This is a genomic window from Microbacterium sp., assembly GCF_035277845.1.
Taxonomy (GTDB): Bacteria; Actinomycetota; Actinomycetes; order Actinomycetales; family Microbacteriaceae; genus Microbacterium.
Genome location: NZ_DATEJS010000027.1, coordinates 1 through 10,966, shown reverse-complemented (window position 1 = coordinate 10,966; position 10,966 = coordinate 1). Strand labels below are relative to the sequence as shown.

Sequence of the window (10,966 nt, the reverse complement as noted above, 5' to 3'; positions counted from 1 at the left end):
GTCCGAGCCGGCGCAGCGCGGCGGTGAGCGCTGCGCGCAGCTGCACCTGCGCCCGTGCCGCGCCCATCGCCCCCGCCGCATCGGAGGCCACCGTGAGCGCACCGCGCACCAGCACGATGACGGTCGCGGCCCCGAGCCAGGGCCACAGGGCGCCGACCGGCATCCCGCCGATCGCGCCGGTGAGCAGATGCGTGAGCACGGCCGCGAACGCGATGATCACCGCCGTCTGCGCCGCGGTCACCAACGCGCTGAGCGCGAAGAACCAGCGGGATGCCGAGGCGTACCGCAGCAGCCTCCGGTCGATCGGCGGGCCCACACGCCCGGAGGCTCCGCGCGGCGCGCCGCCGACGGGTGGAGGGGGCGTGGGGCCGGTCAATGTGCTGCGGCGGCGTTCTCGATGTGCGAGCGGGTGACGCGCCGGCGGAAGATCCAGTACGTCCACCCCTGGTACAGCACCACGAGCGGCAGGAAGATGAGCGCCGCCCACGACATGACCTGCAGCGTGTACGTGTTGCTGGAGGCGTTCTCGATCGTCAGGCTGTGCGCCGGGTCGTTCGAGGCGGGCATGACGTCGGGGTACAGGGCACACCACAGCGTGAGCACCGCCGTCAGCACGACGACCGCGCCGAATCCGAACGCCCAGCCCTCCACGCCACGGAGGTTGCAGGCGATCGACACGAGCAGGCACACGGCGGCGACGACCGCGAACAGCAGCACCGGCGTGCTGAAGTGCGCCAGCACCGTCCACGCGAGGAAGCCGGCGGCCACCACGAGCGCGAGGATGCCGGAGCGGAACGCCAGCGACCGGGCATCCTCCCGCACCTGCCCGTCGGTCTTCAGGGCCACGAACAGCAGCCCGTTCACGAAGAAGAGCAGCAGCGTGGTGAGCCCGCCGAGCAGGGAGTACGGGTTCAGCAGCGTGAAGAGGGAGCCGGTGAAGTTGTGGCCGGCATCCAGCGGCACGCCGTTCACGATGTTCGCGAACGCGACGCCCCAGAGGAACGCGGGCACGGCGGAGCCGACGACGATCATGGTGTCGAAGCCCGCCTTCCAGCGCAGCGAGTCGCGCTGGTGGCGGTACTCGAACGAGACGCCGCGCAGGATGAGCGTCACGAGGATCACGAGCAGCGGCAGGTAGAAGCCGCTGAACAGCGTCGCGTACCACTGCGGGAAGGCGGCGAACAGGCACGCGCCGGCGACGATCAGCCACGTCTCGTTGAGGTCCCACACGGGACCGATCGTGTTGATCACCTGACGACGCCCGACATCGTCGCGGCCGAGGAAGGGCAGCGACATGCCGACGCCGAAGTCGAAGCCGTCGAGCACGAAGTACCCGATGAAGAGGATGCCGATGATCCAGAACCACAGGTGTGCGAGATCCATGATGCGTCCCCTCTCAGTAGACCGTCGTCGTCAGCTGCGGATGTGCGGCGCCGTCGCCGGGCGCGTGCACGGCATCCGGATCCGGAAGCGGATCGGGACCCCTGCGCACCGTCTTCACGATGAGCCCGAACTCGATGAAGAACAGGGCGGCGTACAGAGCCGTGAACACGACGAGGGAGACCAGCACCTGCCATCCCGGCACGTTCGGCGAGACGCCGTCCTGCGTGAGCATGAGGCTGAACACGATCCACGGCTGCCGGCCCATCTCGGTGAACACCCACCCGACGAGGCTGGCGAGCAGCGCCAGGGGAGCCGCCCAGATCGCGACCGTCCACATCCAGCCCGCGACCGGCCGCTTCGCCTTCCGGCGCGTGACCCACAGACCCGCGAGCGAGATGAGCGCGGCCAGCGCGCCGAGGCCCATCATCCAGCGGAACGCCCAGTACGTGATCCAGATCGTCGGGGCGAAGTCGGTGCGACCGGTGGCCGCGAACCGGTGCGTGTACAGGGCGTTCAGGTCGTTGATGCCCTCCACGCATCCGGTGAAGGTGTGCGTCGACAGCAGGGCCAGCAGATACGGGACGCGCACCGAGAAGATCTCGCTCGTGCCGTCGGGGGTGCCGAGGGAGAACAGCGAGAACGAGGCGTTCGCTCCGCACCCGCTGTTGTAGAACGCCTCCGCGGCGGCCATCTTCATCGGCTGCGTCTCGACCATCGCGATCGCGAGCTGGTCGCCGGCGATGAACACGCCGACGAACGCGACGAGCACGCCCCAGAGGCCGAAGCGCAGGGCCGGGCGCATGATCTCGACGTTGCGGCCCCGTTTGATCTGCCATGCCGCGGCGGCGACCACGACGGCGGCGGCGAACATGAACGACGCGAACATCGTGTGCGGGAAGGTGGCCAGCGCGACCTTGTTGGCGAGCAGCGCCCACAGGTTCGTCAGCTGGGCGCGGCCGCCGACCATCTTGTAGCCGACCGGGTTCTGCATCCACGCGTTCGCGGCGAGGATGAAGTACGCGGAGAAGGTGGCGCCGAGCCAGGCGATCCAGATGGATGCCAGGTGCAGCGCGCGGGGCAGGCGATCCCACCCGAAGATCCAGAGGCCGATGAAGGTCGCCTCGAGGAAGAACGCCATGAGGCCCTCGAACGCGAGCGGAGCGCCGAACACGTCGCCGACGAAGCGGGAGTAGTCCGACCAGTTCATGCCGAACTGGAACTCCTGCACGATGCCGGTGACCACGCCCATGGCGAAGTTGATGAGGAAGATCTTCCCGAAGAACTGTGTGAGGTGCAGCCACTTCAGCTTGCCGGTGCGATGCCACGCCGTCTGGAAGAGGGCGACGATCAGGCCCATGCCGATCGTCAGGGGCACGAAGATGAAGTGATACAGAGTGGTCAGGCCGAACTGCCAGCGCGCGAGCGCAAGGGGGTCGAGCACATCCATACGGGGCCTCCGTCGCACGGGCCCGCCGTAGCCCTCTGGCCGCCGGTGGCAGAGCCCGCTACTGGCGATCAGTCTAGGTGAAACGGACGCTGGGAAATCGCCTGGGGTGCAGGATGCAACGGTCGATGCGGTGTATGGCCACAGCGGTCCCGTCGAACGGTCTGGAACGGGCCGTGGGTAGGCTGAGCCGGGCGGGCCCGCGTCCACGCGACGGCCCCCGAAGGGACGGGAAATCCATGCAACTGGGAATGATCGGCCTCGGCCGGATGGGTGCCAACATCGTCCGCCGCCTCATGCGCGACGGGCACGACGCAGTCGTCTACGACGTGAACGCGGATGCCGTCGGGGCGCTGGTCGCCGAGGGAGCCACGGGCGCCGACAGCATCGCCGGTCTCGTGGGCGCCCTGCAGGCGCCGCGCGTCGTGTGGCTCATGGTGCCGGCCGGACTCACGGGGAAGATCGTCGACGAGGTCGCACCGCACCTCGAACCCGGCGACATCCTCATCGACGGCGGCAACTCGAACTACCGCGACGACGTGCGTCGGGCCGCGGCCCTCGCGGAGGCGGGCATCCGGTACATGGACATCGGCACGTCGGGCGGCGTGTTCGGGCTCGAGCGCGGCTACTGCCTCATGGTCGGCGGTCCGGACGAGGCGTTCGACACGATCGAGCCGATCCTCGCGACCCTCGCTCCCGGCGCCGGCGACATCGAGCGCACCCCCGGCCGGGAGGGGGCCCTCGCACCCGAGGAGCGCGGCTACCTGCACACCGGACCGACCGGGTCCGGGCACTTCGTGAAGATGGTGCACAACGGCATCGAGTACGGCATCATGGCGGCGCTCGCGGAGGGGCTGAACATCCTGCACAACGCCGACGCCGGCATCCGGTCGGCGGAGCACTCCGCCGAGGTGGCCCCGCTCGAGGAGCCCCAGTACTACCAGTTCGACATCGACACCGCGAAGGTGGCCGAACTCTGGCGACGCGGCTCGGTGATCTCGTCCTGGCTGCTGGACCTGTCGGCGGCCGCGCTGCAGGCCAATCCCACGCTCGACGGCCTCGCCGGTCGCGTCTCGGATTCCGGCGAGGGCCGCTGGACGGTCAAGGCCGCGGTCGACGTCGGCGTCCCCGCGCCGGTGCTCGCGGCATCCCTCTTCGAGCGGTTCGCGTCGCGCGACGAGGACCACTTCGCCAACCAGGTGCTCTCCGCGATGCGTCTGCAGTTCGGCGGCCACCAGGAGCTGCCGGCGGGCGACGTGCTCGAGGCGGGCGGCAGCGCGAGCTGACCACCCGCCTCGAGCGGACCGGTCAGACCCGGTCGGGCTCGGGCGCCTCTTCGTGGCCGTGCACGATGTGCGGGATCGGGGTGCCCTCCTCGGCGAGCGTCTCCTCCTCCATGCGCATCGTCAGCGGCTTGCGGAAGAAGCGCGTCAGGTAGCCGAGCAGGACGACGCCGATCACCAGCCAGATCGACCCGGCCCACAGTGCGTCGGCGCTGAGGTTCACCCACAGCACCAGGGTGAGCACCACGCCGATGCCCGGCAGGACGATGTTGCGGAACACCTGGACGAAGCCGTGGACCTCCCGGCGCCGGATGGCGTAGTAGACGATGACCGTGATGTTCACGAACGTGAACGCGATCAGGGCGCCGAAGTTGATCAGGGAGTAGGCGGTGTCGAGGTCCATGGGGATGGCGAGCAGGGACACCACGCCGACGAGGATCACCGCGTTGGTCGGGGTGAAGAACTTCGGGTGGATGAACGACAGGAACCGCGAGACGGGGCCCTTGCCGTTGCGGCCCATGACGTAGATCATGCGCGACACGGAGGCGTGCGACGACAGGCTGGAGGCGACCATGGCGCCCATCGAGGCGGCCGTGAACACGATCTTGAACCAGGTGCCGCCCACCGCGAAGGCCATCGGCGGCAGCGTCGACTCGTTCACGAGGTCGTCGGGCTTCAGGCCCGGGTTGTAGCTGAGGATGTCCGTCGCCGTCGGGAAGACCGACTGCGAGAACCAGGCGCCCAGGAAGAAGATGAGCCCGCCGAGGAGCAGGGCCACGACGATGGCCTTCGGCACCGTGCTGGGCGACTTCGCCTCCTCGGAGTACATCGTGATCGCGTCGAAGCCGATGAACGAGAAGCACACGATGGTGGCCGCGGTGGCGATGTTGTTGAACGAGACCTGGTCGGTCCACAGCGGCTTGATCGTCCACGGCGTGGCATCCCCGGCGCCGTGCGACAGCTGCACCCACGCGAGGACGCAGAACACCAGGATGGCGACGGTCTGGAACGCGACGAGCACCATGTTGATGTTCGACGTGCCCTTCATGCTCCAGAAGTTCAGGGCGGTGATGATCGCGATGTAGATCACGACGAAGATCCACACCGGCGCATCCGGGAAGAACGACTCGAAGTAGTTCTTGCCGATGAGGGCGTTCACCATCGGCAGCAGCAGGTAGTCCAGCAGTGAGGACCAGCCGATGACGAAGCCGACGTTCGGGTGGATCGTCTCGGACGTGTACGTGTACGCCGAGCCCGCCGAGGGGAAGACGCGGGTCATCCGGCCGTAGCTGATGGCCGTGAAGAGCATCACGACGAGGGCCGCGATGTACGCGAGCGGGACCAGGTTCTTGGATTCCTCGGCGACGCCGCCGAACGTGTCGAACACCGTCGTCGGGGTCATGTAGCCGAGGCCGAGACCCACGATGGCCCACAGGCCGAGGGATCGCGCCAGGCGCGGGGAGGACGTCTTCGTTGCCATCAGGCCGTACTTTCTTTTCGGGCGTTGCGACCGCTGCGTCGCGTCGGACAGCCAATCGTATGCCATAGGATTTTTTCAGCTATCGACATCGTGGCGAAATCAAGAGGGGTGGATCGCCGCTATGGCGATCCACCCCTTCGGTGTCCAGGCGCTCAGGCTCGGGTGCCGACCCACCCCAGAGCGGGCGCGACGTGCTTCGCGAACGTCTCGACGACGTGCAGGTTGTACTCGACGCCGAGCTGGCTCGGGATCGTGAGCATCAGCGTGTCGGCGGAGGCCAGGGCCGCATCCTGCTTGAGCTGTTCGACGAGCACGTCCGGCTCGGCGGCGTAGGTGCGGCCGAAGGTGGCGCGGCCTCCGTCGATGTATCCCACGCCCTCGCCCTCGGGTCGCCCGAAGTAGAGGGCGTCCTGCTGGGTGACGATCGGGAAGATGCTGCGGCTCACCGAGGTGCGCGGGGTACCGGGATGACCGGCCTCGGCCCAGGCCGCACGGAAGAGATCGATCTGCTCGGCCTGCAGTTCGTCGAACGGCATGCCGGCGTCCTCGGTGAGCAGGGTCGACGACATGAGGTTGACGCCGATGCGGCCCGCCCATTCGGCCGTGTCGCGGCTGCCGGCTCCCCACCACACCCGCGAACGCAGGCCGGGCGAGTGCGGCTCGATGCGCTGCAGTCCGCGGCCTCCGCCGAACGGCGAGTTCGGGTCGCGCTCGGCCATGCCCTCCCCGTCGATCGCGCGCAGGAACCTGTCGAAGTGCTCGCGCGCCACGTCGGCACCGCGGGGATCCTCGCTCGCGTAGCCGAACGACTCATACCCGCGCACGACGGTCTCGGGTGACCCGCGGCTCACGCCGAGCGCGAGCCGGCCGTCGGAGATGAGGTCGACGGATGCCGCCTCCTCCGCCAGGTACAGCGGGTTCTCGTAGCGCATGTCGATGACGCCGGTGCCCATCTCGATGCGCTGCGTGCGGGCCGCGATCGCAGCCAGGAGCGGCATCGGCGACGACTGCTGCCGCGCGAAGTGGTGCACGCGGAAGTAGATGCCGTTCGCGCCGAGGTCGTCCATCCCCTGCGCGAGGTCGATGGCCTGCAGCATCGAATCGCGTGCGGTGAGTTCGCGGCCGCCGCCGAGCGGGCCGTAGTGACCGAAGGAGAGTGTTCCGAAGCGTTGCACACCACCTGCAACCGGGTGTCGGCGGGATGCATTCCCGCGCATGAAGATGCCGGGTCGCCCGATGCCTAGGCTGGAGGGGTGAAGACCCGCCCTGCCGTGCTCGGCCTCGCCATCGTGCTCGATCTCGTTCTCATCGTGCTGTTCGCGTTCATCGGACGCGCCAGCCACGGGGAGAACGCCGTCGCCGGGCTCTGGATCACGTCATGGCCGTTCCTCGCCGGTGCGTTCGTCGGGTGGCTGGCCGGGCGCGTCTGGCGCAAGCCCCTGGCACCCTGGCGCAGCGGCCTGGAGGTCTGGGCGGGCACCCTCATCGCCGGGATGCTGCTGCGCGTCGCCGTCGGCCAGGGAGTCGCGGTCTCGTTCGTCATCGTCGCCGGCATCGTGCTGTTCGTGTTCCTGGTCGGCTGGCGTCTGATCGCGTCGACCATGCGTCGTGGGCGGCTGCTGCGACGCCTCTGAACGTCGGGGGTGCGGCGTAGCCTCGGGGCATGCCCCACACGCTGAGCCGCGACGACGCGCGTCGCATCATCGTGCGCGCGCAGCTGCTCGACGCCAACCGGCCGGGCGACGTCGTCGAGGTCGCCGAACAGCTCGCCGCGATCAAGATCGACCCGACGGCGGTGATCGCGCCGGCGCAGCACGCCACGGCGTGGGCGCGCATCGGCTGGGGGTACGAGCCGGGGCAGCTCGTCAAGGCGGTCGAGGACGACCGTGTGCTCTTCGAATACGACGGCACCATCCGGCCGGTGAGCGTGCTGCCCCTGATCATCCCGCGGATGCGCCGCTGGCCCGAGTACGCGCGGGTGCGCGACTGGATGGCGGCCAACGCCCGCTTCGCCGACGACGTGCTCGCCCGGCTCCGTGCCGACGGGCCGCTGCTCGCCTCCGACATCGCGGACACCGCCCAGGTCGCCCGGCGGTCCGAGAGCGGCTGGTACGGGTCGAACCAGGTGCCGCGCATGCTGGAGTGCCTCGAGCGGCAGGGGCGCGTCGCCGTCGTCGGCCGCGAGGGGCGCCTGCGCCGGTGGGACGTCACCGAACGGGCCTGGCCGCGGGACCTGCCCGAGTACTCCGACGACGAGGCCGCGCGACTGCTCGACGAGCGCCGACTGCAGGCCGCCGGCCTTGCCAAGCAGCGCTCGCCCTGGACGCCGGTGGGCGAGGCCGGAGAGCCCGCCGTCATCGAGGGGGTCAAGGGCAGGTGGCGGGTCGATCCGCAGGCCCTCGCCGCGCTCGGCGACGATCCCGGCGGACGGGTCGCCATCCTGAACCCGTACGACCGGATCCTGTTCGACCGCCCTCGGCTGCGCGACGTCTTCGAGTTCGACTACGTGCTCGAGCAGTTCAAGCCCAAGGCGCAACGCGTGTACGGCCAGTTCGCCCATCCGATCCTCGTCGGCGACCGGTTCGTCGCGCTGCTCGATGCCGCCCTCGACCGCCGACGCGAGACGCTGCACGTCACCGCGCTCCACGAGGTCGCGCCGATCGAGCCCGAGGAGATGGAGATGATCCGCGGCGAGATCGCCGACCTCGGCGAGTGGCTCGGAGTGCCGGTCGCCGGGCTCGGGTGAGGCCCCGTCAGCCGGCGAGGTGCTCGCCGCGCTCCAGCCGCGCGGACCTCTCGCCGGGACCGACGCCGACGATGGGCGCCTGCTTGACCTTGAACACGCACAGGATCGGCAGCATCCATCCCCACAGCAGCAGCGGCTCGGACTCGGCGAAGCCCTGCACGAGCACGACGGTGAACAGCAGCACCGGCAGCACGGAGAGGGCCGAATAGGGTCGGTCCGCGTCCAGATCCCAGCGCGGGCGGTCGACCGCGAAGAACCAGGAGCGCCAGATGCCCGTCAGATAATGCCCGGCCAGCAGCACCACGCCGATGATCCCCGCCTGCATCGAGGCATCGATCCACATGTTGTGCGCCTGCATGACCGACTGCCCGTGGTCGACGATCCAGCGATCGAAGGCCGGGTCGGAGGGAAGCCACGGCGTGGCGAATCCCCACCCGACCACGGGATGCTGCGCGGTGCGCTCGAGCACCGCCTGCCAGATGTTCTGGCGGCCGGTCAGATCGGACGAGCGGCCGAGCGCCGTGAACAGCCGGTCGCGCTCGACCCACGCGAGCAGGCCGCCGACGACGGCGACGGCGGCGAACAGCAGGTAGCGGCGCGTGCGCGCGCTCGGGGTGCGCGCGGTGCGCATGGCGAGGGTCGCGGCGAGCACGGCGGCGACGCAGACGGCGGCGAGCAGGATCGTCGCCGACTCGGCGCGGTAGAGCAGGTAGGCCGCGATCGCGATCCACACGATGAGCAGCGTGCGTCGGGGCGCGCCGGCGGCGATGCGCACCGCGAAGACGATGATCGCGACGAGGCAGACGGCGGCGAGCGGGTTGGCGTTGCCGTAGATGCCCTGGATGCGTCCGCCCTCGACGAGTCCGTGCCAGAAGCCGCCGCGAAGCAGGTTCGCGCGGGACCAGAACACGATCGGGTCGTAGTGGTGTCCCGGGATCGGCAGCCCGAACTGGGGGAGGAGGCGCCCCGGGACGAACAGCGACACCGCCAGCTCGAACACCAGGGAGAGTCCGACGCACCACTTGAGGGCCGTGGCCAGCGCGGCGACGATCTCGTGCCACGTCAGCACGGCGGCGACGAACAGGGCCTGAAGGGTGGTGATGACCACCAGCAGCCAGGTGAGCACCGTCGTCCCCGGCCAGTGCGACCAAAGGACCGAGATCCCCGCCCAGGCGATGTACGCCACCGCGAACCAGGGCAGCCGCCGCCACTGCACGGCCGGGCGCAGCACCAGCCAGAGCACCGCCGAGACGACCGCCGTGACGACCGTGAGGACGCCGGATGCCACCGCGCCGATCGCGTTGATCCAGCCGAGCCCGGCCAGAGCCGAGAAGAGCACGAACGTGCACCAGGTGCGCAGCAGCAGATGTCCCGTCCGTTCGCGTGCCGGAGGTCCGGGCACCGCGCCGGCAGGATGCTTGGAGAGGACGGCCATCGCCGATCAGGGTACCGTGCGAGGCCTGGCATCCTGCCGGGCGCGCCCGCTCGTCGAGACCGGACCGTTATCGAACGCGACACGCCGACGGCGCGTCGCGAAGCTTCAACCCCCACATGAGGCTTTAACATCTGCGACTTGACCATCGGGAATGACATCGGTGTAATTAGTGCATCGTCCTTTTGCGGTTCGGGGGGAAAGGGGCAACGAAAATGGCGGCAGCACAATACCGATCCGACGTTCCCGGAGACTGGTTCGTCGATCCGATCGAACGCGGTGTTCCCGGCGTGCGCCGGGACGACACCGGCGAAGACAATCCGCTCTCCTGGCAGACCGACGCGCTGTGTGCGCAGACGGATCCCGAGGCGTTCTTCCCGGAGAAGGGCGGCTCCACACGCGACGCCAAGCGCATCTGCGGCTCGTGCGACGTGCGTGACCAGTGCCTCGAGTACGCGCTGCAGAACGATGAGCGCTTCGGGATCTGGGGCGGCCTGTCCGAGCGCGAGCGTCGTCGGCTCAAGCACCGCGCCAGCTGATCCGGTCTCGGCCGTCCTCGGCGCGTAAGGCCGGGTGCAGGCTCCGGACATGCCTAGGCTGGGCAGGTCATGCCCGCCCGAGTTCATGCTGTCCTGGTTGCCCGACCCGACGCCCACGTGCCCTCGGCGCATCATCTGCGCCGGACGCTGACCGCGCTGGGCGCACAGACGCGCCCGGTCGACCGGGTCACCGTCATCCTGTGCGACCCTGATCCGTCGTTGACGGCCGCGGTCGCCGACTTCCCGTCTGCCGAGGTGCTCACCGCCCCTCGCCAGCTGTCCTATGCGCACGCGCTGCGCCTCGCCGACGAGCAGCTCTCCGGTGATGCCGTGTGGCTGCTGGCGCAGGACACCGTGCCGAGCGCCGGTGCGCTCGCGGCGCTCGCCGACGCGCTGGAGCGGGCTCCCTCGGTGGCCTTCGCGGCGCCCAAGCTGGTGCGCCTCGACGACGAGGCGCGCATCGTCTCGCTCGGGCAGACCATGACCCACGCGGGACGCGCCGTCGAACTCGCCGCGGGGGAGTTCGACCAGGGTCAGCACGACGGAGCGGACGACGTGCTCGGCGCCGACGTGCGCGGCGTCCTGATCCGCCGGGACGCCTGGCTGAGCCTCGGCGGCCTCGACCCGGCGATGGCGGGCGCCGACGACGGGCTCGACCT

The 10,966-nt window shown here is 69.6% G+C and carries 10 protein-coding genes and 1 pseudogene; 5 read left to right on the top strand and 6 right to left on the bottom strand.

Going from position 1 to position 10,966, the window contains the following annotated elements:
* The 3 genes and pseudogenes from VJR25_RS00900 to VJR25_RS00890 form a co-directional block, all read right to left on the bottom strand.
* Nucleotides 1–316, bottom strand: a pseudogene (locus VJR25_RS00900) (thiol reductant ABC exporter subunit CydD); the annotation flags it as partial.
* A gap of 56 nt (nucleotides 317–372) precedes the next feature.
* Nucleotides 373–1,383 (bottom strand): cytochrome d ubiquinol oxidase subunit II, encoded by a 1,011-nt coding sequence (gene cydB, locus VJR25_RS00895; RefSeq protein WP_324111564.1) that lies wholly within the window; start codon nucleotides 1,381–1,383, stop codon nucleotides 373–375.
* Nucleotides 1,384–1,396: 13 nt separating this feature from the next.
* Nucleotides 1,397–2,830: a cytochrome ubiquinol oxidase subunit I gene (locus VJR25_RS00890; RefSeq protein ID WP_324111562.1), complete on the bottom strand. Its 1,434-nt coding sequence runs from the start codon at nucleotides 2,828–2,830 to the stop codon at nucleotides 1,397–1,399.
* Between the two features lie 236 nt (nucleotides 2,831–3,066).
* On the opposite strand from VJR25_RS00890, the gene gnd reads away from it, so the two are divergent.
* Nucleotides 3,067–4,113, top strand: a complete 1,047-nt coding sequence (gene gnd, locus VJR25_RS00885) for a phosphogluconate dehydrogenase (NAD(+)-dependent, decarboxylating) (RefSeq protein WP_324111560.1) — start codon at nucleotides 3,067–3,069, stop codon at nucleotides 4,111–4,113.
* Nucleotides 4,114–4,135: 22 nt separating this feature from the next.
* On the opposite strand, the gene VJR25_RS00880 is transcribed toward gnd, so the two are convergent.
* Nucleotides 4,136–5,590, bottom strand: a complete 1,455-nt coding sequence (locus VJR25_RS00880) for an APC family permease (protein WP_324111558.1) — start codon at nucleotides 5,588–5,590, stop codon at nucleotides 4,136–4,138.
* Nucleotides 5,591–5,742: 152 nt separating this feature from the next.
* Nucleotides 5,743–6,765, bottom strand: coding sequence for an LLM class flavin-dependent oxidoreductase (locus VJR25_RS00875; protein ID WP_324111556.1), 1,023 nt, complete (start codon nucleotides 6,763–6,765; stop codon nucleotides 5,743–5,745).
* Between the two features lie 78 nt (nucleotides 6,766–6,843).
* Here VJR25_RS00875 and VJR25_RS00870 point away from each other — a divergent pair, with 78 nt between their 5' ends.
* Entirely contained in the window at nucleotides 6,844–7,224 is a 381-nt protein-coding gene (locus VJR25_RS00870) for a DUF3054 domain-containing protein (protein WP_324111554.1), read from the top strand.
* Between the two features lie 29 nt (nucleotides 7,225–7,253).
* On the top strand, nucleotides 7,254–8,336 hold the full coding sequence (locus VJR25_RS00865) for a DNA glycosylase AlkZ-like family protein (protein WP_324111552.1): 1,083 nt from the start codon (nucleotides 7,254–7,256) through the stop codon (nucleotides 8,334–8,336).
* A gap of 7 nt (nucleotides 8,337–8,343) precedes the next feature.
* On the opposite strand, the gene VJR25_RS00860 is transcribed toward VJR25_RS00865, so the two are convergent.
* Nucleotides 8,344–9,771, bottom strand: coding sequence for an O-antigen ligase family protein (locus VJR25_RS00860; protein WP_324111550.1), 1,428 nt, complete (start codon nucleotides 9,769–9,771; stop codon nucleotides 8,344–8,346).
* 212 nt (nucleotides 9,772–9,983) lie between these two features.
* On the opposite strand from VJR25_RS00860, the gene VJR25_RS00855 reads away from it, so the two are divergent.
* Nucleotides 9,984–10,307, top strand: coding sequence for a WhiB family transcriptional regulator (locus tag VJR25_RS00855; protein WP_324111548.1), 324 nt, complete (start codon nucleotides 9,984–9,986; stop codon nucleotides 10,305–10,307).
* A gap of 117 nt (nucleotides 10,308–10,424) precedes the next feature.
* The coding region (locus tag VJR25_RS00850; RefSeq protein WP_324111544.1) for a glycosyltransferase family 2 protein at nucleotides 10,425–10,966 on the top strand (542 nt) is incomplete at its 3' end.